Raw genomic sequence first — 24,953 nt, 5'->3', positions numbered from 1 at the left:
CCTATCATAGCACAGTATTAATTGAAATTCATCATACTACCGCGCCATTGAGAATTGTTCATCATTCCCCGTCCCGTGCCATTGCCATTGTGGCAGCTATTGTACATCTGCTCAATTTGTTGATCCGAGAGCTCGGGATGCATTTGCTTCGCGTGCGGCAGCATCTGTTCAAAGAAGCTGCGGTCGCCGCCGGTATTGTTATCGGCTGATGCAGCATATGCGCCGGCTGTGCCAATTCCCATAACCAAGACCACGGTTGTAATGCCTAGCCATACTTTTTTCATTAGTATCTCCTCCTTATGGTTATAATATAAAGGAGAGTTATGAAGAACGTATTTGCAAGTTGTGAAGAAGTTATAAAGGAGCTTTTTCGGTGATTCACTTACTCCACCACTCTAGGCGGCTGGCTCCCGCTCCTGCTGTTGTCATTGAGCGCATGCTGCAGTGGTGTTTTGGCGCCGCTCTATACGACAATTCGGTAGCATGAGCGCGAGGAACATCATCATGACATGAGCGCTAAGCATTATGTTTGGGCTTTTTTGTACATAATTCTGTTGATGATCTTATTGATGCTTACGCTGAGAAGCATGTATCCCCATATGGCCTTTATGATTTATGGAGCCGCTGGGAGGCGTCATTGTGGGGTTCAGTGCCTCCAGGCTCGGCATTTCGTTGAATCGCTGGTCTTATGGCTTCAGCAGCGCTCAGAAGGATTCCAGCATTGTTACGCGCAGCCGGTGGTCCATGCTGGGCAGTGCGGTCGGGCAGATTAGCCTCGTTACGCTTCTTATGCCGATCGCCCTGCTAGGGCATCTTCCGGTGCATGACACGATAGTGGACATCTCTGGAAAAGGGTTCTTCAACAGTCAGAGCCTGATTCGTACCGTGCATGCTGCGGGCGTCGTGATGGCGATCTCTATAAGCGCTCTATTCGGGTACGGTTTTTGGAAATATTGAGCTTCTTTAACTCAGCACAGTTAGCAGCACGGCAATCGTATTGAACACGCTGTGGACGACTATGCCAGGCACGACCGAACCTGTTCGTTCATAGGTCCATGCAAGCACAACGCCCGCTAATAAAGTTCACGGGCATGGCGTTCAAGCAGAGGAACATCTCAGTTCGTACATTGCGGTACGAATCACGCTGCTCAAATCACTAGCCCTATCCTATCGCTAGAGGATATTCAAAATGTGCTCGACAAGCTATGTCAGCGGGTGCAAAATGGAAGCTGAAAGTCTTCCTTCACCGCATCCGTATCTATTGGAATTTCTTCTCCGCAGCGATGAAGCTCCGCAATGATATCCGTAAGCTGGCTGATTTGCTCCCTCCTCAACACCTTATCGCTATGGTGTCTGCCTCTTGTTATACACTTACAAAAAGCAGGCGCGCTCCGACGTACCTACTTTATATGCGAGGCGGACCATCCGCCTTGCTGCGGAATGCCATCCGCCGCGTGATCATGCCTTCAGGTTAATATTTCTCGGAGAAGCAGAGCAAGCCTGATGACTTCCTGCCGGTAGCTGGAACATTTAGTCAAGCCTTTTGAGATTGACGATTTCTTATTTAAGGATGTATTATAAACTTATAAACAAGATAAAGCCCTTACATTTCTGAAGACAAGTTCGATATTTCTTTTTAAAAGCGGATTAAGTTTATAATATAAACTTAATGAATAAGGGACTACGATGGGAAAGAAGTGTGATCAAGAACCATGCAGGCGAATTTACCAAGCACGATCCGCAAGCTGAACAAGGAATTGGTCCTCAATATTATTAAGGACAAAGGCCCCCTCTCCCGTACGGATATCGCGAAGCATTCCGGAATAACGAAGGCGACCGTATCCGATATCGTGAAGGCGCTTATCGACGAGAAGCTTATATTTGACGAGAAGGATGAGGCTGACGCAAGCAAGCGCGGCACGCGGCTTCATTTCTCCAAGAACGCCGCCTTCGGCGTCGCCGTTGATTTGGGCGGGACAACCATCCATCTCGGACTGTACAATCTGGCCGGCGAATGCATGATGGAAAAGACAGTGTCTACCTATCGCCTCGCCTCAAGCCGGGAATTTTTATCGCAAATGGCGGATGACATTGGCGCATTCATCGCGCAGTCGGGACAGCCCGCCGAACGTCTCGCTTTTATCAGCATCGCGACTCCGGGTATCGTCGATCCGATTGCGGGCATCGTATTAGAAGGATCTCCCAACCTGCCGGAGTGGACGAATGTGCCGTTAGCGCAATTTTTCCATGAGCGGTTCCATGTGCCCGTTACGATCGAGAATGACGTGCGTTCGGCCCTTGTCGGCGAGATGTACGCGGGGGCGCTCCGGCATCTGAACTCGGCGGTGCTGATCGGAATCGGCACCGGACTTGGCTCGGCAGTGCTCATCGACGGCAAAGTGATTCGAGGGGCCAAAAACGCGGCGGGCGAAATCGGCTACATGCTGTTCCGGCAGCCGCAGCTCTACTCGCCTTCTGCGAAAGGCCATTTCGAGAAGCTCTGCTCCGGCTCCGGGCTGGAAGAGGCCGCAACCGCTTTATTTCATCGTCCGGTAACCGCCAAAGATGTGTTCCGGCTCGCGGAACAGGGCGACTTGCAAGCCAGTTATCTGGTAGACCAATTCGAGGACCAATTGGCGATTGGCATTCTCAATATCATTGCGCTGCTCAATCCCGAGAAAATCTTGCTGATGGGAGGCGTGACCCCATCGCTGCGGTTGGAACGGCTCCATCGCAAAATACGGCTCCATACGACTGATGTGACGGGCGTCTCGATTGAAATATCCGGCATGCAGCACCATTCGGCGCTGCAGGGCATTGCGATATTAGGCTTGAACCAGGCATTTCCCGCTTTACAATTTATGCAAGACAAACAACTTTACTAATCGAAGGAGCGTGGAGCATCATGTCAGGCATTCAATTACACCCGCATGATATTTTGGATGAAGGTATGCCGCAGATCATTCCCTACATTCGCCAATTGAAAGACGTGAAGTACATCTTCCCTGAAGTGAATACGATCTACGAGCGCAATCCGTATCCGGTCGGGATCTTGCCTCGCAATCCCGTGCATGACGTCGTCTACGGCACAGGCACGATGCATGCCATTCTGCCTTCGTATCTCGAATCCGGGCTGGATCAGCGCCGGGAACCGACTTTGTCGGAAGAAAGTGATCCGCTGCTCATCATCAAAGAAGCGCTGCAGGACGAGGAGTTCGAAGTCATTCCATGGCTCAATATATTGAACGGCCATTTCGAAGGCGCACTGCTGAAGAATAATCTCGTCACTGACATGGACGGCCGGGCCATTTCCCATTGGCTATGCCCGAATGCTCCCGATGTGATTGACTTCTGGGAGAAAGCATTTGTCGACCTGTACAAGCGCTACGGCTTCACTTCCTATATGATTGACCGCATCCGCTATCCGGATTGGGCGGGAGAGGAAGTCAATCCGAGAGGGCTCTTGACCTGCTTCTGCCCGCATTGTCAGGAGAAAATGAAGCGGCAAAGCCTCGATGCCGGCGCGATTCAGGAGGCATTGCGCAAGTGGGCCCGGCTGCTGCAGAATAAGCAGTTCGATGAGGCCGTGGAATTCGCCGAACAGAACGAACGGATTCAAGCCTGGATTGCATTCCGTCAAGAAAGCGTATCCAGCTTCGTGGAACGGTTGATCGCCCGGGTCAGACAAGTGAATGAAGACTTCACGATCTGGCTCGATCTGTGGCCGCCCGCATACAGCTGGATGCTTGGCCAGAATTACGCCAGCCTGACGAAGCTCTCCCCGGCCCTGAAGCATTTTCCTTATCACAAGCTGGGCGGCGGCGCGGACGTGCAAGGGCTGATTCATTATTTGGCCCATGCGTCCGAGGAGCAGGAAGCCGCATTCCGGGCATTCAAGCGCTTTTTCCATCTGCCCTATGATTTGTCGTATGAGACGTTCAAGACCGAAGGCTTCCCGATTCAATTCGTGGCCGATCAGAATAATATCGTCCGGGCTCAGTCGGCACCGGGGACACGAATCTTCAGCGGCATACAGATGTGGAATATAACGCCGGACAACCTGATCGAGGCCGTCAAGGCCGGAGAGAACAGCGCTGCCGACGATTTGCTCTATTATTGCTATGGCTGGGCTGCCGGCGAGCTATTCGAAGCGATTCAAAGTCATCGAGAGAAGGGAACGAACTAATCATGCAAAAAATGCAGCGTTCTATCATCTTTTTCCTCATTTTTGCGACGATGTTTGTTTTGGGCGGCATTCAAAATACGAAAGGCATAATATTGGAACGGGTCCAGCATGATATTCAACTCGATATTAGCCAGGTTGGCATCATGGTGTCAATCTTCCAAATCGGCTTTCTGCTGGCCAGCCTCATCGCCGGCATATTCGCAGACCGCAAAGGCATCAAAGCTGTCATGAGCGTCGGCACTGTGTTAATGATGATCGGATTGATAGGAACAAGCGCTTCCTTTACCGTCGCCTTCTTTCTCGGCTTCTATCTGATTGTCGGGCTTGGCATCGGTTCCATGACCGTGTCGGTCGCTACCATTATCCCTACCTACTTCAAGGAACGCGCCGGCGTTATCTTCAATCTGGCCAATGCCTTGTTCGGTGTCGGTATGATCGTTACGCCGATTCTATTAAATGTCATGTTTGCGCAAAATATTAGCTGGCGATATTTCTATATCGGGGTATCGGCTCTCATTGCCCTCATCCTGTTCGCTCTGCTGTCCTTCAAGCCGGCGAAGACAACCACGGATCAAGATCAGGATAAAGTCAGCCTGACATCGGTCTTGCAGCTGTTCCAGGATCGCCAGATACTGTTCGTCATCCTGTTCATCCTGTTCTATGTCGCGGCGGAAGCCGGGTTCTTGAACTTCTTCCCTATTCTGTTCAACTCTCTGGATATCGCAGGAATGACCGCAGATCAGAAGGCCTCGACAGCGGGTTATATTATTGCCAGCTTCGCCTTTTTGTTCACCATCGGACGCTTCGTCGGCGGGTTCATCATCTACAAGCTGGGCGAACGGCGCACCTTGGTTGCCTTCTCGCTATTCGCGCTTGCTTCCCTCGTACTCGGGCGAATGTTCATGACGAGCTTCAGCTACCTGATTATGCTCTTCGGGCTCGCCATGTCCGTCTTGTTCCCGACCGCGCAAGGGATTGCCTCCAAGCTGACGAAGCAGGCCGGCTCTCTGCAGGGCGTCATCTATGTCGCATCCGGCCTGGGAGGAGCGGTTGTCGGCATCCTGATCGGACAAGTGTCGGAAGCATTCGGCATTCAGAATGGCTTCAATCTGCTCTTCGTCTTCACGGCCATCATCAGCATCTTGGCTTTCCTGATTCGCACGCCGAATCAGGCTGGCCAGCCTGATTCCTAACGTTGCACAGGACAGCATCCCCGCTTTTCCAACCGAGAGGCCGGGATGCTGCTTAATCAATCTCGATTGCGATTGCCCGATTCATCGAATTACGCATATCTCGTCCAGGAACGCAACATTTGCGCCACGCCGGCAACTTCCACAATCATCTTTGTAAATATCCTCGTTGATCAGTCGCCGGGAAGCATTCCAATTCTTGTTCAGGAAGAAGCCGCTGATCTGCACTTGATCAAGCTCCTTTAGGTAACGGGACCAAATCCGGTGTTCTGTCAAACCTCGGCGTTCCGATTGCGATTGCGAAATCGGGGGCATCCAAGAATGACCCCTACCAGGTAATGATGCAAAAATTCCCACGCTATCCGCGGATTCTTTGATTTTGCCGTGACCCCAGCCCCGCCCATATATACCCTCTTGCCGTTGAGCCGTCATCCATGGCGGCGCCTATGGATGTGAATGGCCTCTCCTGTCTGTATGGGCCGCCGCGGCGCAAGCGCATACTCGCTTGATTAATCACGATTCGGTAGAACCACGGAAGGAACCGGCTCGTATCTTCGAGCGAGCCTAGATGCAGAAAGGCGCAAATAAGCGCATCCTGCACCACGTCATCCGCCGGATGAGGATCTCCGGTCATCCGATCGGCCCATCTATGCGCCGTGCTCCGATGTTGTTCGATAAGCTCACTGAAGGCTTCGGTATCCCCAAGCTGTGCCCGCTTCACCCATATCCGGTCATATTCGGCCTGCGCAATCGTGTTCGGTATTTCCGTAACAAGGCCTGCTTCCTTTTTGGCTCTCATTCTGCCATCCTCCTGCGTCTGTAACGGTCTCACAAATATGGATGCCATCCGGCCTTCTTTTTTGAACACTTATTGTCCGCGCCCATGCGTCTTTGGCGTAGCTCCTTTAGGCTTCCAGACATCTTATCCATGCTTCCGCTTTTTGCTGGCCCGCCCCCTGAACGTTCCGGCAAGCTCATTTGGTAGCATCATACATCTGGTGCTGAGCGGTTTCAACTTCAGAAGCTGTCTCGCCAGCGACAATAAGCGCTAGTGAGCTTGACCTTACGTTGAATAACTGAATATCTGCAGTGAGACAGCCCCGCCCTGCTTCTTGCAGCGCGGCTTGCCGAAAAACTGCAATAATACAGCATTCCCTTGGGGCGATCCCTCCATCACAGGAATTCCTGCAAAACAGCAGGAATTGAAGCCATGTCAGCGGATAGAAAGCAAAAATCAGCGAAAATGATGCACTTTTACAGGATTGGCATCAGATGGCGGCCGAACTAGTGGAAATTCCTGCATCTGTGCAGGATTCGCTGCCTCCTCCCTCTTCGGCCACTCGCCCCGCCGCTGCCTCCCCCGCCTTAATTGTGTTTTTATGTAAAAAAGGGGCACCCAGACCCGTGTTCTGGCATAAGAAAAGGGGCTGCCCCCAAAGTCATTGAAAATGACTCGGGACACCCCTTAAAAATGTAAACCCTAACTCAGCTTTTTTTGAATTTTCCGGCCAACCTGCAGGTGGTACAAAACGGCTTATGAAACAGCCCCTTCTTCGTTACTTATTCAAACTCCCCAAGTTACTTCGTTCTGGGTCTCGCCACCCTGCGGCTGACAAGGATCATCATAAGAGCCAGTACGAGAAAATACGCGGGCATCGTGACCAAGGAATCATTATGCAAGTAACTCATGCCGCTCGTAATCAGGCTCACCACCACATAGTAACCTAATCCGAATATCGCGCCTGCCGTACCAAGCACATCGCCATATCGGACGAGCGCCAGGCTCAGGCAGTTCGGAATCGCCATGCCTATCCCTAGCAAAAGGATAAAAATGCAGGCGGCCATAAGAACCAAAAAAATAGCGGACGGGCTTATTCCATATAGAGCCAGTCCCGTAAGGCATATAGCTCCGACAGCCGTCACGGTACAACCCATCAGGATAATTCGTTCTGCCGGAAAGCTGGCGACCAGTTTTTTCGACAACATCGCCCCGAATATGGAAGACATCGCGACCAAAATACCGAAAAAGCCGAACATCCCCGGGGTCATCCGAAAAAAGTCAATTAAAATGAATGGCGCTTCGGCATAGTAGCTGAACAATATCCCATTGGTGGCACCGATAAGAAAACCAAAGGCCCATATCCTTCCGTCCGACGCGAGGCGCTTGGCTACCGCCAATGTGCTCACCTTCGCCGCGGCGGACACTCGTGTCTCAGGCAGAGCCGCCAGCGTGTACATAAAGATAGCAATGCTCATCACAACCAGTGTGGCGAACACCGCCCGGAAACCAAGCGCTTGATCCACCCATCCGCCAATCAAGGGCCCGATTGCAGGCGTGAAGGCCAGCACTGCGGAAATTTGAGCAAACACGGCATGACGCTTGGCTCCATCGATACTCTCCCGCAAAATGGTCTGAGTCACGACGGAACCGGTACTGGCGCCAAAGGCCTGGATGAAGCGGCTTACCAATAACCATTCAGCAGAAGGAGACAGATAACAGCCCAAGCTTCCGGCTCCATAGACGAAGATTCCCCACAGCAATGCGGGTCGCCGCCCGATGGAATCCGAGAGCCTTCCCCAGCAAAATACGCCGCAGGCGAAACCAAAGAAGTAAATGCTAAGCGTCAGTTGAATCATGTTGCCGCTTGCCTGCAGATGATTAGCGATATCCGGCAAGGACGGCGTATATATCGTTTCGCTAATTTGCGGAAAACCGACTAAACAAATGAGCAACCATAATGATGGCGTTGAGATTTTTCTTTGCACTGCGAATATCCCCCTATAAATTCGAAAATCTCGATTCGCGGCAAAGAAATTACGGGATCGGGGGTTTGCATTTGCACAATCTGGAAAATAAGAGCATAACAGTTCACCTTTTATCTTATAGGGGGTTAAAGCATATCAAGCATTATAACAAGATTCCAGATAACTGACAATCTGTTCACAGAAGAATGGATTAGCCGGTCACCGCTTCTGGATGCGCTGCGCAATATCCGCCAGCCGTTGAACGCCAACATGCAATTGCTCTTCATTCACCAAGGAATAACATAGCCGAATCCACGATTGCATGTCATGTAGCGGATCGCAGATGTGACCGGGAACGAAGGAAATGGACTGCCGTAAGCTCTCGTGAAATAACGCGGCCGCCGGAACGGTATCTGGAAGCTGAAGCCATATATTAAGCCCCCCTTTGGGACTGGTCCATCGCCAATCGATAGGCGCCGCGGCCAGTTCTCCCTCCATAATGTCTCTTCTAATCTGCAGAGCAATGCGCAATTTTTCCAGATGCTGCTGCATCCGTTCCGACTGAAAATAATGCAAAAATATTTTCTGCGTCACTAACGGCGTTCCGTTATCAGCCAGCGCCTTGGCCGCAATTAGAGGGTCAATGACCGGCTTGCGTCCAAATACGGCGCATATCCGCAAGCCTGGCGCCACATATTTGCTGAAGCTGCGGAGATATACGACCCATCCTTCGGTATCATACGTGAATAAGGGCTGCGGCGGACGTTCATCAAAATAGATATCGTAAAACGCGTCGTCTTCGATGAGCACGCAACGATACCGTTCGGCCAGTTCCACCAGTTGCTTGCGTTGATTGGTTGGCAATGTGTAGCCCGTTGGATTATGGAAAGTCGGGTTCATGTAGAAGAATCGAGGCCGTTGCTGCTTCATCAGCATTTCGACCGCGTCCAGATCATAGCCTTCCGGAGAAATCGCTACGGGAATCAATCTGGCTCCCTGTGCCCGGAATATATCAAGGGCCGCGCTGTATGTCGGCTGCTCCACCAAGATCGCATCCAGAGGGCGGATGAAGATTCTGCCAACCAGATCGATCGCTTGCTGCGAGCCTGTCGTGATCAACACCTCGCTTGGTTGCAGATGAATCCGGAAATGGCGCTTGAGATACTGACAAAGGAATTCACGCAGCTCTTCATCACCCTGTGGGGTGGAATAGGTCCCCATTAGTTTCGGGTAGATGTCAAATACCTTCTTCACATACTCGGATAGAAACAGATTCGGCAGTAAATTCGGATCGATTACCGCTTGGGAAAATTGATAGGAAGCCGTTATCTTATGAATGTCGGACAGCTTGCTGTTCAACTGCATCGCGGAGGAAACGGCCGTCAGTGGCTCATCATGCCCGTCAGCAACCTGGCTTCCGGCTTCGGGGCAGACATAATACCCCGATTTCTCCTTTACATATGCTTTTCCGTTCTGCTTAAGCAGTTGGTAGGCTTTGAGTACCGTCAGCCGGTTCACCCTCAATTCAAGGGCAAGGCAGCGAATCGAAGGAAGCTTGTCATGTGCGTTCCATTCCCCCCGTTCCATTCGCGTTATGATGTGATCGTACACTTGTCTAAAAAGCATGCAGCCGGCCCCCTGTCGAGGTTGTTCGAAAGTCTGTACAGACAAGACTTCTCAATAGTATTGTACCCCAATCCGCTTCCGTCTGTTCTATTGGCATGCATCTGTTCTATTCCTGTCCGTATATGATGATGGGAAAAGGAGGAGCACTCATGATCATCTTGAATTACTTACTTGTCTGTCTTATCTTTGGCACGACTTTTCTCGCCATCAAAATCGGTGTCGATGTCTCTGCCCCGCCGTTTTTATCGGCAGGAATCCGATTCTTCATCGCGGGGGTGCTGTTATTCGGCTGGATGGTGTGGAGGAAAAAAGCCAGGCTTTCGCTCCTGCTGCATAAAGATATGCTGCTTACCGGTATCGGGCTCACTTTCGGCACCTTTGCCGCCTTGTATTGGGGCGAGCAATATGTCGATTCCGGTGTCGCTGCCGTCTTATCGGCCACAGGGCCGATGATGATTCTGGTGCTGCAAATGATCATGCTGCGCCAAAAGCCGGCCGGCCGTTCTCTGCTTGGCTGCCTTGTCGGATTATTCGGAATCTTCCTTATCATCTGGCCAAGCATGACGTTATCCGCCAGTCTCGGGCTGCTCATTGGCAGCATTGTCATTATTGCTGGCGAAGTGTTCTATTCATGGGGCGCGGTGTACTCCAAGCGCGTTACGCAGCGTTTCCCGGAGGTGTCGCCAATCGCGCTTAACGCTGCGCAGATGATCTATGGCGGCTTACTGCTGCTGTTGCTGTCTGCTTGCACAGAGCCGTGGCACTTCCAGAGCCTGCTGTCCGCGCAAGCGCTCGGCTCCCTGCTCTACCTGATCATTATCGGTTCGATGATCGGGCACAGCCTGTTCTACTGGCTGGTAGCCAAGACGGGTCCTGTCTTCGCCTCTACCTGGCTGTATGTATCCCCGTTGGTCGCCATTGTCATCGGTGTCCTGCTATATGGAGAGTCGGTTACCTGGCTTACAGGAATCGGTGCCGTCACCGTCATTGCAGGTACCGTGCTTGTTAATTGGGACAGCCTGCAGCAGTTATTCCGGAAGCCGCAGAGGGAAGAGGCGGCACTTCAGGAGGCTCACTCCCGATAGAGCTCCATTATCTACCCGGCATGTTGGCGTCATCACGGCAAATTCTCCCGTCAAATAGCCTCCGGCAGCGTGAACGGATTCCCGGAACGCTGCCGGCAGCACAAAAAAGCCGCATTAATGCGGCTGGTGGAAAACCCGAAGGGCCTCCTGGGGCTTGAACGTGTGGTGTGAATTGCTGCTATTTTACAGGAATTTCGGCTCAATGAGTCCACATCCCGGGGAATTGCTGCAAATCTACATCATTTTAGGTCCTTTTGCTTCAAGTCGAAGCGAAACGGGTGAAATTCCTGCAGTTTTGCAGGATTCCTTTTCTGGTAAAGTCGTCCATATCGAATTGCTGTACTTTCACAGGATTTCGCTTAGCGAATAGGTGTAGAAATCGTTCAGTTTTGCAGATTTCGCTTACCGGATAGGCGTGTCTACGGAAGTGGTGCAATGCGGCTTTTTGCAATATATGACCGGCTCCCCGATGCCGCAGTTTATTCATTCAAATAGGTCAGTACTCTGTTCTGAATCAGCTTGCTCACTTCTTCCGCCGGCTTCTGTCCGCTCATGAATGCTTGTACTTCTTCCATGGCGATTCTTAAAATTTTCGCATCCGCAAGGCTAGTTTTCCCCGCTTCCTCAAGCATCCTCTTCAGCTGAGGGATTCGCTCATCTTACCGTAAACCCGACCTTATTCAGCGTAACTTCGTTGCACCGGAGAATCCCCGCAGCGGTTGCGTTCCCTCTTCTTAATGCGGCTTCCAGCAGAACGAGATCATACTCGTTATTCTGGAATAATCGAACTCCTTCCACCCCATCGTTCGCCACATCGATCTTGTAATTTTGAGCGTTCATAAACTCTGTTATCAATTCCTGAATATCAAAATCATCTTCAATCACTAATATTTTGCTCATGCTCCACTTCTCGGTTCAACATTATTTACGAATCTATTATATAAATGATCATGACAATTCACCAACACCAACTCTTTGGGGACGCCGCATCAACTCTTGCATTCCAACTCCTGTTCATACTACGGCAGCTTGAGCACATGACGAAGCGTTGTTCTCAAATCCGAGATTTGCCGGCCGTAGTCATTCATTTGTGCCGTCAGACGCTCTATCATCGGGTTATTCCATAACAGCTTGACTTGCATGTCCATCGTCTCTTCTTCCCAATCCTTCACATGAACGATCAATTGTTGGTGCAGCAGACGCAGCAGATTGATTTCTTCCTGTCCGGGCAAGGCATGGTAGACGAAAATCGGCACTTTTTTATACAGACATTCGCTAATCGTTACTCCCCCCGGCTTGGTCAGTATCGCGTCGGCTTGATTATATAAATCATTCATTTCCGCTCTCGATTCAACATAGGGCATCGGAACAATGTTGGGGCAGTTTTTCTTCTTCAGGTGGCGATAGAGAGCTTTGTTCTTCCCGCACAATACGATATAACGCACTCCCTCTGTCTTCCCGATAGCGCGGCACATCGATTTCATGACCCCGGTGCCGAGATTTCCCCCTGTAATCAATACCGTGATGTCGGAATTCGCTTGCTTCCGTTGCGGACGCGGGGCGGTGAATTGGGGATGCAGCGGTATGCCGGTTACGAAAATATGCTCGGCTTGAACGGAACGGCTCGTCAACCAAGCCTTGACATGCGCATCCGGAACGAAATGATAATCGATGCCGTCCCTCCCCCACACATCATTGACAAAAAAATCGGTATACACATTGATGACCGGAATGGCAAGCAGTCCGTTGCATTTCAATCGGTCAAGCAAGTAAGACGGCAGAGCATGAGTGCACAGGATGCAATCCGGCTGCTTTTCCCGTATCAATTTTTGCATCGCTTTCAAAAAAATCATCTCATACAGCCGATAGCGCCTCTTGTTGTGGAGCTGGCCGCCGCAGTTTTTGCGGTACATCCAGCTGTAAGTGACCGGAAGGAAGTGAATCCATTTCAAATAAACGGAAGAAACCAAACCTTCCACACGGCTGCCGTAGCTGTAGTCTAAAATATCAATGATTTCGCATTCGATGGACGGATCGATCGCTGTCAAATGCTCCACCAGCGCATCGGCCGCTTGGTGATGTCCCATTTTGATTTGCAAAAACGGCAGTAACAGAACTTTTGTGGCCATGTGAATCCTCCGCATACCAAGCTTCCTCTTGAATGTATAATTTGCGCGAAATCACCTGCCGTCATACATGAAGCCCTGATTCGAACTCGGAGTACAGCCCCGCTCCATGAATTACCGCAGACATGGACCTGCCGATTTTTATATACTGGTATATAGAAAGGAGTTTTAAGCTATGCTATTATTTGGGTTTATCACAATTACCTTGGCTATGCTGGCATGCCTTTTATATAAAGCTTATCTGAATACGCAGCAAGTAAATATGAATAAGATCAGCTTGGCGAGCGGCGCACAGAATCGGTCCGGACAGGACATTCATGTGCTTCATTTATCGGACATGCATCTGGAGAACATTTCGATTACGGCGAATCAACTATTCGACAGGCTCACAGATGAACAGATTGATCTCATCGCGCTTACCGGCGATTTTCTCGATCGGCCGCGCTCCATACCGAAGCTGGTTCCCTATCTGAAAGTGCTGAACCGCCTGAGACCGAAATACGGCATGTACGCGGTGTTCGGGAATCATGATTATGTGCTGAAGGGGGCAAACTTTGCTTCTTTACAGCAAACCTTAGAGCAGAACGGTTGTACAACGCTGCGGAACGAGAATGACGTCATTGACATTAACGGAACGCGGCTGAATATTATCGGGATTGATGATGCCAGCACGGAACGGAGCGATCTCGCGGCTTCCTTCCATGGAATCGGGAATGGATACCGCCTTGTGCTTACGCATGATCCGAATATTGTGCTGAAGATGAGACGATATTCATTTGATTATTTGCTGTCCGGTCATTTTCATGGAGGACAAATTCATTGGCCGAAGCCGTATCATTTGGCGGCTATGGGCGAGCTTGTCGGCATGAATATGATTAAAGGGCTGCATGTCCATGACGGGAAGCCATTCTATATCAGTGAGGGCTTGGGTCAGACCGGAGTCAATATTCGCGTTGGCAGCCGGCCTGAAATCACGATCCATCGCTTGCCGCTGGCATCATCCGCATCGCGAATACAACAAGAACAGACTCTGGCGGCCATGTAGCCATCAGAGTCTTTTTCCATGACGAAGCAAGACTACGTTTTGGGTGCCCCGTATCTTTCCAGCAATGCATGTTTTGACATGAATAAATAAGCAGGCGTTTGTTTTTTGATATGTTTGACGGGATCGCTCGCGGAAAAGAAGTAGATCGGCGTCATGGTTACATATTTGAGCCCTTTATAGACGGCGCTGTTGATCGGTATCGTCTCAAATCCTAATCCGCTTGCTCCCCGGTTTAACATCGTTATCCCGATAATTCCTTTAATCTCCTCTTTTTTGGGATGATTCCGCACATAGTGGGCAAGGTCAGGCAGCGATTTTTCAATGATACGGTACAAAAATTTTCCCTTTCGAAGCTCGCCCTTGATCAACAGCATGTTGTTCAACAGAAGGACATTATGCAAATGAATCTTTAACAAGGTATCGCCTCTTGTGATCAGGGTTCCATCGGAGAGAAGCACCCTTTTGCCGCGGAAGGACGTAAGCCTGACTCGAAATGCGCTCCGCTTCCCGTCTTGCTGCACAATGCATTTCAGCCGGGTGCACGCATAATAGATCGGATCAATGACATTCCAGATGGATAAGACTAACGATTTTATCCACATGAACGGTTCCCCTTTACTGAAGATACATTTATTTTATCGAGGCCGGGCGGTAATCATCCTTCCGAAAGTCATATTCAGCCATGGTAATTTTCAGTATGGATTCGTGAGCGTTATACGTGAGCGCGATACATGATCAGTGCTCCGCGATCAAAAAAAACACCGCCCTTATCGGGCGGTGGCGGCAAACCAGTTCAATTGCGCTTCGGCGGCAACCAGCACAGGTGCAAGACCATTCCTGCATTCCCGCTTTCTTCTGAAATAAAGGCAGCGCACCAAGTTTTTGCTGTTCACTTGGGCGAATCTGTTACTGCGGGCTCTCGACCAACTGCCGCATTCGGCCAGACCGGTTATCCAGCGTTCGATCTCCTGCGGAGGAAGCAGCTCCTGGTCTATGATCGTATCCACGATGCAGGCAATCCGCTCATCCTCCTCCTCGTTAAAAATATGGCTCCCGTTATGCAGCATTCCTTGAACGGCGGCAAGAACCTTCAGCCGTCCCTCTGCATCACATTCCGGACACTGCACCAATTCCGTCAAAGCATCCGCCGCGTGGGCGGCGCTATGAGCCCAGCCTCCTTCATTCACATAGCCGCGCAGATCCTTCTCCTCCTGCACATAGCGAATTAATGAATGCATCACATGCTGGAATTCCGCAAGATCCAGAAATGGCTCCTGCTTGTGGCGCCGCACAATCAGCGCGATCGGCAAGACTGAGAATGACCGCGTAAATACAGTTGAGTCGCCCTCGCTGCCGATATGATAGAATAAATGCCGATCATCCGTAAGCACGGTCAATAGGCTGCGCAGCTCCGCTTCCGTGAACGACTTCTTCTTGATTATCCAGTGATAAAATGTCGAATAGATGAGGTCATCCCGTAATTCCGGATCCGGATCGCCGATGTATTGCAGCATGAGAGCAGCAACATCTTGGAGCCGCTCGCCTTCGCGAAGCCGGTAATCCTCCTTCTGAATCCGTTGCAGGATCCTCATGAATGTCATCCTTTGCTCGCTCAATTCCCCATCCCCTTCAGCATAATCAATATCTCTTCAATGACAATATCCGGTTCGTCATGATGAATATCATGCCCGCTGCGGCAGGCTATTCGCTGCTTGCTTGATGTGGACCATCGCATGAATTCGGCTTGCAGCTTCTGCTCCACGGCCAATATGGCTCGAGCTGGCCAGTCCTCCCCGCTGTCAGGCAAGCCCCTTGTAATAATGGCGAGAGGAATGCTGCTTGTCCGGGCATGCTCGGCGACCTGGCGGTAACTCTCGACCTTATCGATCTTCTCCCGGTTCACCATTGGATTCTCGTAATATTCCCGGTTTCCGGCTATCAGATGCTTGGGCAGCACCTTTTCATAGGCTAGCTCCTTAAATTCGGGCGCGGCATCCACCAAGACGATGCCACAGACGGTCTGCGGATATAGGCTGGCATACAATCGGGCGACCAAGCCCCCAAAAGAATGACCCACCAGCAGATAGGGCGGTTCCATATCAATCGCCGCCAGCAACGCGGACAGTTCCTCGGCCAGATCCAGGCAAGTCCGCGGCACGGGCGCCGCTTCGCTCCTGCCAACGCCTGCCCTGTCATAAGACAAGGTAGACGTTACCTGCGCCATCCGGTGCTGGACCTCGTTCCATGTCTCGGAGCTATCGCCTAATCCGGCGATGAAGATGACGTTAGGTTTGCCCTTCCGTGAAGATTTACTATACAATCTGAGATTATTAATGGTATGAAAGCTTTCGATAATACCGCCAGTGGTGTTCACATCGTCTATTTTCTCGCGCATTTTCCTTTCTCCTATACCCTCTCATTGAGATAATTAATGCCATAAATTATTTACTATATATTGGCATCATCTAACTCATGTGATCTAATTCTCCATTATTCGTCATACTCCTGCATCTTTCAGCCATACTTTCCCGAACGAATTGCAAAATAGGCACATTGGACAGTGCAAAGTAATATTCTAAAGCAGTCAATGAAAAGAGGAGCGCTTTTTCCCCAATAAGGCAAGGTAGGTAACCCGCAGGAAGGTGTTGATGATCCATCTTTTGAATGGACTACAGGCCGCCTTGCCGGCGGCGGTTCCTCTATTAACGGAGAACAGTATGTACGGCCTGCCGCAGTGATGGAGTAGTAGGAGTTTTCAACAATCCCAACGTAGGGCAGCGCTTTCGGAATCACACGTTAAATTTTGCGGTCCTCTCAACGAATCGCAAAGAGGCACAGGCAATGTTCGCAAAGTAAAAGACTTAATTGTTGCTGACGCTTCGATCATTCCATTTACGGTAGATGGCAATACTTCAGCATCCGCATATCTTATTGGGTACACTGGGGAGAAGAATAACGATCGGGAAGGTGAGCCGTCTTCTCCAAGCTCTGCATGGAACCGGATCCAGCGGTACATGGAGAAAGACGGCGTCTTCCGAGGCATGGCCTTACGTCAAGCTTAGCCCAAGAAAGCAATCGACCGCTTCGTTTTTCTGGCAAAATCAATAGGATTATCAATCGACTCCCAGTGGATGTACATCAAACGGGGGCTTTCATTTAACCAGTGGTTATGGAGTGCCGTTACCTTAATTCCGTTCCGTTGAAGATTACGAATTAACCGGTTAGCTTGATTCTGGAACAGAGCCGTTTCCCCTAGACAAAGGGCGCGTCCGGATCGATCCAGCGATTCGAAGGAGAAGAGCTGATAACGAACCAAAGGTGAAGTTGTGCGTCTTCCCAGAATGGTCGCTTTAAAATTTCTCGGACGGCTGACAAAACAGACAGGCCCCGGGTCGATCTCATGCTCCCCTCCTAATATTCTGGCAAACTGATTACATAATCTTCTGAACTGTGCACTCGCTTTTACACTCGCCATGATAAACCTCCTCTTGGTTTTGCCACATTGTATTACTGTCATGGGTGAAGTGTATATGTGAATGCCCAGTTGAACCGGAATGTCGCTAAAAACGGTTTCTTTTTTTCGTTTTGGGTGTACGCCGTGCTCCCGGCAGGCATTTCCCCATAGACTGTTGTTTTCGCCTCCGCTCTTCCCCATCACACAAAAACGCGCCGCGCGCGTGTTCAAGGGTAACACATCGTTAAATGCAATACCGCTTCGTCCTCGCCAGCATTGTGGTAGCGGTGAGATTCCGTAGCCGAGAATTGGATGGAATCAAATCTATTCAATGAATACGTCTTCTCTCCGATCGTTAATTCGATCGACCCGGCCATCACCGTCACGATCTCGATTGTGCCGGCATGATGGCTCTCCGGGATATAGACGGTATGCGGCTGTACATACGCGCGGTGCATCTCCAGCTTCTCGCGGACATCGCTGAACATCGGTTCAAGCGTCCAGCCCGGATGGTCGCTGTCATATTTCGGCCCTTCGCCGGCACGGGAGAGCGATACCGCATGACCCGGCTTCAACAAGGCCATTAAAGAAACGTCCAGATGCTTCGAAATTTTCCACATCATCCCGATCGTCGGATTTGTATCCCCGCGCTCGATATTGCCGAGCGTCAATTTGCTTACCCCGGTTAGCGCCGCGAGCTCCTCCAGACTCAGCTTCCGCTCCTTCCGCAGCCTGCGGAGGTTGCCGCCGACAGACTGCATCAGCATTTTCGTCTCCTCTTCATGAATAGGCTTCATTCCGCATCACACCTTTACCAAGAATTAATTTCACAATATATTAGTTTACTTTTATCTTATTATAGTATATTATTCTTTACTATAGGCGAATGAAAATGATTATCAATGAGGTGAGCAAATGAGAGCCATCATCGTTGGCATATTATCGTCGTTATTTTTCTCGGCGACCTTTATCATCAATCGGGCCATGAATCTGTCTGGCACGAGCTGGGCCTGGACCGCGTCGCTCCGTTTTCTGCTGGCGCTTCCCTTTCTGATCGCCATCGTCGCCTTCCGCGGCAATCTGGCGGGCCTTTTCCGCGAGATGCGCAAGCATCCGCTGCATTGGCTGCTCTGGGGCACCCTCGGCGGCATCGGCTTTTACTCGCTGCTCAGCTTCGCGGCAGTCTACGCCCCGTCCTGGCTTACTTCCGGAACGTGGCAGATAACGATATTGGCAGGCGCCTTGCTGTCGCCGCTCTTTTTCGTCACTGTGCCTGCGCCGGACGGGCCGCGCAGAGTGCGGCAAGCCATACCCTATCGAAGCTTGCGTATATCTGTCATTATATTGATCGGCGTCATCCTCATGCAAGTGACCGAAGCGGGCCAGATTACGATGTCCGAGCTGCTGGCGGGATTCATGCCGGTGCTCGTCGCCGCCTTCCTCTATCCGCTCGGCAACCGCAAGATGATGGAGCTGTGCCACGGCAGGCTGGACACCTTCCAGCGCACGCTGGGCATGGCGATCAGCAGTCTGCCGATCGCGCTCCTGCTCGGCCTGTACGGGACAGCAACCGTCGGCTGGCCGACAAGCCCGCAGCTGCTGCAGGCGCTGCTGCTCGCCGTCTGCTCCGGCGTTATCGCCAGCCTGCTGTTCTTCCTCGCCACCGATATGGCGAAGCATAACACGATGCTGTTGGCCGCCGTTGAATCGACCCAATCCGGCACGATGGTCTTTACCGTGCTGGGCGAAGTGCTGCTGCTGAACGGCTCTTTCCCGCAGGGCTGGTCCATGGCGGGCATGATCATCGTCATTATCGGCATGGTGGCGACCAGCTTGTCCGGCCGGCGGTTCGCGCCGGCGAAGCCTGCGGCGCCCGCCAAGGAGCAGGGCGCGTAAGGGCGCGTGATGGCGGGAGATCAAGAAAAGCGACACATTGGTGTCGCTTTCTGCTTCTTCCTGCGTCTTATGTGAGCCATATATAAAAGACATGCCTCTAGCTCTCCCGCGGTCCGGGTGATCTCCAAAGCATGTCTTTTCCTTTTTCATATCTTCTTGGTATGTGTCTATCTCTTGTTGTCTATGAGGATAACTCTTCCTGGATGCCAATGACGCCCGTCGGATCGATGCGCGCCTTCACGCTGAATACATCCTCAAGCGAGCCGAACGGAAGATACAGCATGCCATCCTTGACAATCGGGGCCGTGTTCAACTCGATGTTCATTTTGCCGACGGCGGCCGCCGTCCCGCCTTCCTTAATCGCTATCCACTTCGCGCCGCGCACGAATTCGTAAGCGCCCGTATCTTTATTATACTCGACCGTATAGCCGAGCGCCTTCCCAATCGCTTCCGCCGGCACCATAACGTCATCTTCCGTCGTGAATACGTCCTCAGTCGGGACGCCGATGCCCTCGCCATTGACGACGATCACCCAATGCATGCCCCCGAAGGAATCTTGCGGGATCTGCTCCGGCCGGCTCTGTATCGTGATATCGCCCTGCTCGTTCAAGATCACGTCTGCCTTCAGCACTTCGGAGGCGAACTGAAGCGGCACATACGTCATATGGGCCAAGAGTACGGGCGCTTTGCCAAGCTGCAGCGGCATCTTGGCGTATTCATATTGGTCCTTGTTCAGTTCCACGCTCGTCCAGAGGGGGCCCTTCACGGCTTCGACCGACTTGTTCTTGGCGTTCCATGTCAGCTCGTATCCAATGCCCTCCATGACCGGCCGCAGCGGTATGAGAAGATAGTTCCCGTCCAGCACAATGTCGGCATCGACGCTCTGGCCGTCAACGGTCAGGCTGCTACGCTCGGAGACGTTATGCAGCCAGTCCGTGTTGAGGCTCGTCTCGCGGGCCGTGCCCATGATCTCTCCGTTCTCATTATAGACAAACTGCTTCATATACTTATCATAAAAATCACGTTCTTGCTCCACAGGCACTGCCGTCCCTTGTTCATTCATCGCATTCACCGGCGCGGCCAAAGGCTGTGCGGCCGCCAGGGCGAGCGCCAGAGCGATAGATGCGGCGATAGCTTTGTTCATTCGATGTCATCCTCTCTGGAGTGCAGGTCATACGATGGAGTCCAATTGCGCAATTGGTTGACCCCTTACTCACACTCTCAGACGGAGAACATGCACGCAAGGTTGCACAGTGCGGCGCATTTTTTGGCCGGGAGCCCTGTTCGCTTCCTGCCGCACGACCGATCTGCCGCAGGACGATCTGCGGCAGGACCGATCAGCGAAGGAGACGCACGACCAGCTTCTCAATGAGCGTCCATGGCAGAAGCGTCTTCGCGGCGAGGAGCAGGCGCACCCCGCTCCCGATCGGATAGCGAAGGCGCGGCCGCTTGTCGGCCGCGATGCGTGCGATCAGATTGGCGACTTCCCATGGATCAGCCTTGGAGGAGGCGCTTTGCCGGGAGAAGCGCAGAATGCTCTCGAGACGGTTCCGGTATGGCGAAGCGTCGTCTATCGTAATTGAGGCGAACCCTTTCTCCCAGATGTTCGTCGGATACGAGCCAGGCTCGATCAGCACCACATCGACGCCATATGGCTTCATTTCCAGCCGGAGCGACTCGCTGAAGCCTTCGATCGCGAACTTGGCCGCGGCATACGGCGCGTACCCGGGGAACGCAATCCGTCCGCTAATGCTTCCGATATTGATGATCGTGCCGCGTCCTTGCTCCCGCATATGGGGCAGCACCGCCTTCGCTGCGGCAATGGCGCCGAACACGTTCGTCTCGAATTGCGCGCGCCATTGCTCCATCGTCACTTCCTCCACATAGCCGCCCTGCGCATAGCCCGCATTGTTGACGAGCAGATCGATTCGGCCATAGGTTCCGAGCGCATGCGCTACGGCCGCTTCGATGGAAGCCGCATCCGTGACATCGGCCCGGCGCACTTCCAAGCGGGACTCCACGCCGCGCGCAGCCGCCAGCTCTGTCAATGCCTCCGGCCGGGATGTGGCCCGCATCGTCGCGATAACCCGGTACCCCTGTTCCGCCAGCTTAATGGACGACAGCATGCCGAACCCGCTCGAAGCGCCCGTGACGAAGGCCACCGGGCGTTCTGCCGCTTCATCTGCGGCGCGCATATTCTTATCCATCTCTCTCCCCTTCCCTACAGCTTATATTTGCGCATCACCGGAATGCCGACGCGCGTCAGCAGACCCGAGAGCGAACGCCATGCGAGCTGCGTGCCTCGCGGCAGATGGTCGCAGAACACGGCGCTATACTCGATATCCGCCCGTGCACCCCGATTCCGCTTGAACTGCGCGGCTCCCGAGCTCTCGTGCAGCAGATAGCCGTTCTCCCGCGCCAGCTCCAGAAGAGCCGCCGACAGCATCCGGTACAAGCCGAGCTCCTGTGGCAGCGCCGTATCGTAGCCGAATAGCGGCGTCGTCATCACCCCGTCACGGCCAAAAAATCCGAGCACCGCATCCAGACGACCCTCTCGGCGCAAGCCGTGCAGCTGCAAAATCCCGTCCCGCAGCGCAAGGCGAATGTATTCGCCGGAAAAGTCCGGGTTGAAGCGCGAGTACTTCTCCAGATAGAGCTTGCCGTACAGCTCCTCGATGCGGGGCACATCGGATTCCCGGATCTGGCCGGGGCCATCGATCGTGTAGCCATGCCGTTCGATCAGCGCGTAATCCCGCTTCAGCAGCCAGCGCGCCTTCGCGTTGTGCCCTGTGGGGTCGGCGGGATGAAGGATATACACCTGCCGGCTCGGCACGAGGCAGGCGCCTTCTTGGCGGCAAGCCTCTAGCAGAGGGGCATGCAGGGAAGAAGTCAGCGAGCGAAGCATGATCGCATGCCGCGGGAACTCCCGCTTCAGCGAGCGGACGGTGTCCCGCATATGGCTTCCCGCGAGCCGTGCCGGATACAGATTGGTTGACAACAGCCAATTGTTGACCATCACGCAGGAGTCGAACCGGGCCGCCCGCAGTCCGGCGCCGATTCCGTTCAGCAGTACCGACAGGCACGCCCGCAGCGGCCGGCTCGGGAGCCTGTCGAGCTCCTGCTTCGCATAACGGACATAATGGGTGTATGGGGAGCAGACGAAGGTATTGTCGCCGTATTCCCCATCTCCTACCGTTACAGGCAGAATCATGCCGTCCACGCTCAATGCCATCAGTCTCGTGTTCGCGTTGCGGATATACGCGGACACATTCGCTTCCATCAGCGGCAGCAGGAAGCTCTTCGCATACCGCCCGTCCGCGGTATCCGGCCAGGCAAGAGCGGAGATCGTGGACGCATCGAAGAGCTGAACGGAGTCTGTGCTCATGTCCAGCACCTCCGCACCCGTCTGAGCTTCCGGTCTCCTGCTGTATGCGCATACGACGCGAACTCAATCTCCATCGGCTGGCAGCCCGTCCTCCGGCACAGGTCGTCCAGCATGGCGCGTACAGCTTCCTCTGCCTGCGGACGCGATGCGGGAGCGATACGCAGAGCGACACGCATCCGCACCGGCGACAACTGCACCGCCTCATATTCCTCAATCCGATCCGATGCCCCGATAATCGCCCGGGAGATGAAGTCCGGGAATAGCGGAATCGTCTTCCCGCTAGCCTCGGCGGCCGGCACATAGAACAGATCGTCGCAGCGGCCATCGATCGATTCGATCGCCGTGAACGGCGATCCACACGGACAGCGGTCCCTTTTCTCCGTCAGCACATCGTTCAGCCGATAGCGGATAATGGGCTGCGCAAGACGGGAGAAGTCGGTCACGATCGGAATAAATTTGCCGTGAGCCGCGTCAACGTATTCTTTGTCAATGTGGACGATATCCTCATTGACATGAATCGTGCCGTAAGCGCAGGTCGACGCGAGAAACCCTTCGGTGCATTGGTACACCTGGTGGAGCCGCTGCTCGAAGGCAGCCTCGATGAAGGGGCGGTCGAGCGGATCGAGCACTTCCGCGACCGAGATGATCTTGCGCGGCCGGATCGATAGCTCCTCCGCCCGCCGGGACGCGGCCAGCATCCGCAGCAGGGATGGCGGCCCTACGACAACGGTCGGGCGCAGCGCATTCAACCGTTCGATATGCTCGTCATACGAAGACAGCAGATCAAAAAAGGCGAACTGCAGCCGGCCCTGCCGCACGCTCTGATACAGCTTGCTGTCCGCCCGGAGGAAGAAGGCGATCCGTTCGCCGCGCAGCAGCGCTCCCGGCAGCAGCTTCGCCACGACGGCTCCCGCCCAGGCGAGACGCTCGCGCTCGCTGACGAGGAACAGGCCGCGGTTCCCGCTCGTTCCCGACGACAGCCCGATCGTGACCGGGCCAATCGCGGAGCGGAAATCCCGGGTGCGCTCCGCCCGCAGCGCGATCTCCAGCGCTTCATCCTTTTTGACGCCGACCGTGTTCAGCCGATCAAAATGCGCCATCATCTCCGCTTTCTCAATTATCGGAAATTGTCTCCACTCGGTGTCTGCCCATTCTTCCCACAGCTCGCGGTAAAAAGAGGATTGAGCGCGCACGGTTGCGATATGGCGCATAATTTTCCGCTCTTGCCACCGCTCCAGCGCAGACCGGGAGCGAATCTTCCCGATTCGCAGCGTATGAATATAACGTGAAGCAAACTCGATGAGCGGTGCCGCTCTCATGAATCCCCCTCCTGATTGACCAGCCGGTCTGCCTCCCGGCAATGGCTTGGCACGATGCGAATATCCGGACGTGCGTCATGGAGCCGGCACAGGCGGTCGAAGCGGTCCAGGTAATCGGACCGGCTGGACATAATGAACCCGGCGGCCGGATGAGGCGGCCGGCGCTCCCGGATGGCCCGGCTGGACCAGGCGGCGTCCGCGCACAGGAAGAATGTCCCGCGCTCCGTCGTCACGAAGATCCCCATCTGCCCATGCGCATGCCCGGACACATCCACCGCCACGACGCTGCCATCCCCGAACAGGTCGGAGCCATAAGCGAACGGAAGCCCATCCGGCAGCTTGATCTGTCCCGACCCTTCGCCAGTATTCCCTATCATAATGGAACGCGCCTCGAAATCATCCGGCATCAGTTCCGGCAAAAAACCGGCCCGCAGCGCAGACCACCCGCGCTTGCCCCGAACCGCCTCGTAGGCGGAACGGAAGCAGTGGTAGCGGGCGTTCGGGAAATCCTTCATTCCCCCGATATGATCCGCATGGAAGTGGGAGACGATAATCGTCCCCACATCGGCCGCTTCCGCCCCGAACCGTTCCTTCACCTGCGCGGCGGCGCCGTCGGCGTCTTCGAACCGGACGGGCGTGATCATCCGGTACAAGCGGTAAGGCCATCCCGCTGACGCGGCGAAGAAGCGGGAGGCGTAACCCGTGTCGAAGAGGACAAGTCCTCTGTCAGGGTGTTCGATGACAGCCAACCCGGCCGGGAACACGGCCTTGCGCAGCGAGCCGTTCCGTATCGTCACCCACTCCGGGTGCGTGCACCAGCCGGCCATCAGCCACGTCAGCCGAACTTGGGTACGATTGATGCTGCTCATGGCTTCCACTCCTTCCTAACCATCTTA

The 24,953-nt window shown here is 53.3% G+C and carries 23 protein-coding genes and 2 pseudogenes; 8 read left to right on the top strand and 17 right to left on the bottom strand.

Translation table 11 applies throughout. The features are described from left to right. Positions 1-17: 17 nt before the first annotated feature. Complete coding sequence (locus FLT43_RS01805) at positions 18-284, bottom strand: FAD/FMN-containing dehydrogenase (RefSeq protein ID WP_087443610.1); 267 nt, start codon at positions 282-284, stop codon at positions 18-20. A 355-nt stretch (positions 285-639) separates the two neighbouring features. Here FLT43_RS01805 and FLT43_RS01800 point away from each other — a divergent pair, with 355 nt between their 5' ends. After that, positions 640-957: a hypothetical protein gene (locus FLT43_RS01800; RefSeq protein ID WP_127510959.1), complete on the top strand. Its 318-nt coding sequence runs from the start codon at positions 640-642 to the stop codon at positions 955-957. Positions 958-963: 6 nt separating this feature from the next. Here FLT43_RS01800 and FLT43_RS01795 read toward each other — a convergent pair whose 3' ends face one another. Beyond that, positions 964-1,065: a CPBP family glutamic-type intramembrane protease gene (locus tag FLT43_RS01795; RefSeq protein WP_244194269.1), complete on the bottom strand. Its 102-nt coding sequence runs from the start codon at positions 1,063-1,065 to the stop codon at positions 964-966. Between the two features lie 647 nt (positions 1,066-1,712). Between FLT43_RS01795 and FLT43_RS01790 the strand changes: the two genes are divergently transcribed. From FLT43_RS01790 to FLT43_RS01780, 3 genes are read left to right on the top strand one after another with little or no spacing between them, the layout of a single operon-like run. Further along, positions 1,713-2,885 carry an ROK family transcriptional regulator gene (locus tag FLT43_RS01790; protein ID WP_087443612.1) on the top strand — a complete coding sequence of 391 codons (1,173 nt, stop codon included), beginning with the start codon at positions 1,713-1,715 and terminating at the stop codon, positions 2,883-2,885. A gap of 20 nt (positions 2,886-2,905) precedes the next feature. Continuing rightward, complete coding sequence (locus FLT43_RS01785; RefSeq protein WP_087443613.1) at positions 2,906-4,186, top strand: hypothetical protein; 1,281 nt, start codon at positions 2,906-2,908, stop codon at positions 4,184-4,186. Positions 4,187-4,188: 2 nt separating this feature from the next. Next, on the top strand, positions 4,189-5,379 hold the full coding sequence (locus FLT43_RS01780; protein ID WP_087443614.1) for an MFS transporter: 1,191 nt from the start codon (positions 4,189-4,191) through the stop codon (positions 5,377-5,379). Between the two features lie 355 nt (positions 5,380-5,734). On the opposite strand, the gene FLT43_RS01775 is transcribed toward FLT43_RS01780, so the two are convergent. The 3 genes from FLT43_RS01775 to FLT43_RS01765 all read right to left on the bottom strand — a co-directional run bounded on the left by FLT43_RS01775 (position 5,735) and on the right by FLT43_RS01765 (position 9,747). After that, complete coding sequence (locus tag FLT43_RS01775; protein ID WP_164776575.1) at positions 5,735-6,175, bottom strand: RNA polymerase sigma factor; 441 nt, start codon at positions 6,173-6,175, stop codon at positions 5,735-5,737. 779 nt (positions 6,176-6,954) lie between these two features. Then, positions 6,955-8,142: a multidrug effflux MFS transporter gene (locus FLT43_RS01770; protein WP_087443616.1), complete on the bottom strand. Its 1,188-nt coding sequence runs from the start codon at positions 8,140-8,142 to the stop codon at positions 6,955-6,957. A gap of 198 nt (positions 8,143-8,340) precedes the next feature. Beyond that, positions 8,341-9,747 (bottom strand): aminotransferase-like domain-containing protein, encoded by a 1,407-nt coding sequence (locus FLT43_RS01765; RefSeq protein WP_087443617.1) that lies wholly within the window; start codon positions 9,745-9,747, stop codon positions 8,341-8,343. 149 nt (positions 9,748-9,896) lie between these two features. Here FLT43_RS01765 and FLT43_RS01760 point away from each other — a divergent pair, with 149 nt between their 5' ends. After that, positions 9,897-10,832, top strand: a complete 936-nt coding sequence (locus tag FLT43_RS01760; protein WP_087443618.1) for a DMT family transporter — start codon at positions 9,897-9,899, stop codon at positions 10,830-10,832. 735 nt (positions 10,833-11,567) lie between these two features. Here the strand turns inward: FLT43_RS01760 and FLT43_RS30430 are convergent. Both FLT43_RS30430 and FLT43_RS01750 read right to left on the bottom strand, forming a co-directional pair. Beyond that, positions 11,568-11,732, bottom strand: a pseudogene (locus FLT43_RS30430) (response regulator); the annotation flags it as partial. Positions 11,733-11,851: 119 nt separating this feature from the next. Further along, the gene (locus FLT43_RS01750; protein WP_087443940.1) at positions 11,852-12,961 is read right to left on the bottom strand and encodes an MGDG synthase family glycosyltransferase; all 1,110 of its coding nucleotides are present in this window, start codon (positions 12,959-12,961) and stop codon (positions 11,852-11,854) included. A 172-nt stretch (positions 12,962-13,133) separates the two neighbouring features. Between FLT43_RS01750 and FLT43_RS01745 the strand changes: the two genes are divergently transcribed. Next, complete coding sequence (locus tag FLT43_RS01745; RefSeq protein ID WP_087443620.1) at positions 13,134-14,003, top strand: metallophosphoesterase; 870 nt, start codon at positions 13,134-13,136, stop codon at positions 14,001-14,003. Positions 14,004-14,035: 32 nt separating this feature from the next. Here the strand turns inward: FLT43_RS01745 and FLT43_RS01740 are convergent, their stop codons facing one another. The 3 genes from FLT43_RS01740 to FLT43_RS01730 form a co-directional block, all read right to left on the bottom strand. Next, complete coding sequence (locus FLT43_RS01740; protein ID WP_244194270.1) at positions 14,036-14,605, bottom strand: YkoP family protein; 570 nt, start codon at positions 14,603-14,605, stop codon at positions 14,036-14,038. A 165-nt stretch (positions 14,606-14,770) separates the two neighbouring features. Beyond that, complete coding sequence (locus FLT43_RS01735; protein ID WP_373994951.1) at positions 14,771-15,619, bottom strand: DUF2785 domain-containing protein; 849 nt, start codon at positions 15,617-15,619, stop codon at positions 14,771-14,773. Next, on the bottom strand, positions 15,616-16,398 hold the full coding sequence (locus FLT43_RS01730; RefSeq protein WP_244194271.1) for an alpha/beta fold hydrolase: 783 nt from the start codon (positions 16,396-16,398) through the stop codon (positions 15,616-15,618). Before FLT43_RS01730 ends, FLT43_RS01735 begins: the two co-directional genes overlap by 4 nt. 442 nt (positions 16,399-16,840) lie before the next feature. Between FLT43_RS01730 and FLT43_RS30425 the strand changes: the two are divergent. Next, a pseudogene (locus FLT43_RS30425) lies at positions 16,841-17,065 on the top strand (GMC oxidoreductase); the annotation flags it as partial. Here the strand turns inward: FLT43_RS30425 and FLT43_RS01715 are convergent. Both FLT43_RS01715 and FLT43_RS01710 read right to left on the bottom strand, forming a co-directional pair. After that, on the bottom strand, positions 17,062-17,478 hold the full coding sequence (locus FLT43_RS01715; RefSeq protein WP_087443621.1) for a DUF1259 domain-containing protein: 417 nt from the start codon (positions 17,476-17,478) through the stop codon (positions 17,062-17,064). The pseudogene FLT43_RS30425 and the gene FLT43_RS01715 sit on opposite strands and share 4 nt — an antisense overlap. Before the next feature lie 206 nt (positions 17,479-17,684). After that, positions 17,685-18,254 (bottom strand): helix-turn-helix domain-containing protein, encoded by a 570-nt coding sequence (locus tag FLT43_RS01710; RefSeq protein WP_087443622.1) that lies wholly within the window; start codon positions 18,252-18,254, stop codon positions 17,685-17,687. Positions 18,255-18,372: 118 nt separating this feature from the next. Here FLT43_RS01710 and FLT43_RS01705 point away from each other — a divergent pair, with 118 nt between their 5' ends. Further along, complete coding sequence (locus FLT43_RS01705; RefSeq protein WP_087443623.1) at positions 18,373-19,353, top strand: DMT family transporter; 981 nt, start codon at positions 18,373-18,375, stop codon at positions 19,351-19,353. 181 nt (positions 19,354-19,534) lie between these two features. On the opposite strand, the gene FLT43_RS01700 is transcribed toward FLT43_RS01705, so the two are convergent. The 5 genes from FLT43_RS01700 to FLT43_RS01680 form a co-directional block, all read right to left on the bottom strand. Beyond that, positions 19,535-20,497, bottom strand: a complete 963-nt coding sequence (locus tag FLT43_RS01700) for a stalk domain-containing protein (protein ID WP_087443624.1) — start codon at positions 20,495-20,497, stop codon at positions 19,535-19,537. A 193-nt stretch (positions 20,498-20,690) separates the two neighbouring features. Next, positions 20,691-21,560 (bottom strand): SDR family oxidoreductase, encoded by an 870-nt coding sequence (locus FLT43_RS01695; RefSeq protein ID WP_244194272.1) that lies wholly within the window; start codon positions 21,558-21,560, stop codon positions 20,691-20,693. Positions 21,561-21,574: 14 nt separating this feature from the next. Next, positions 21,575-22,738, bottom strand: a complete 1,164-nt coding sequence (locus tag FLT43_RS01690) for a GNAT family N-acetyltransferase (RefSeq protein ID WP_087443625.1) — start codon at positions 22,736-22,738, stop codon at positions 21,575-21,577. Continuing rightward, positions 22,735-24,057 (bottom strand): F390 synthetase-related protein, encoded by a 1,323-nt coding sequence (locus FLT43_RS01685; RefSeq protein WP_087443626.1) that lies wholly within the window; start codon positions 24,055-24,057, stop codon positions 22,735-22,737. Before FLT43_RS01685 ends, FLT43_RS01690 begins: the two co-directional genes overlap by 4 nt. After that, the gene (locus tag FLT43_RS01680) at positions 24,054-24,926 is read right to left on the bottom strand and encodes an MBL fold metallo-hydrolase (protein WP_087443627.1); all 873 of its coding nucleotides are present in this window, start codon (positions 24,924-24,926) and stop codon (positions 24,054-24,056) included. Before FLT43_RS01680 ends, FLT43_RS01685 begins: the two co-directional genes overlap by 4 nt. Between the last annotated feature and the right edge of the window lie 27 nt (positions 24,927-24,953).

Origin of the sequence: Paenibacillus thiaminolyticus, from assembly GCF_007066085.1 — a bacterium.
Lineage (GTDB): Bacteria > Bacillota > Bacilli > Paenibacillales > Paenibacillaceae > Paenibacillus_B > Paenibacillus_B thiaminolyticus.
Note: the sequence above shows the minus strand (reverse complement) of the source record. Positions and strands in the feature narration are given on the sequence as shown.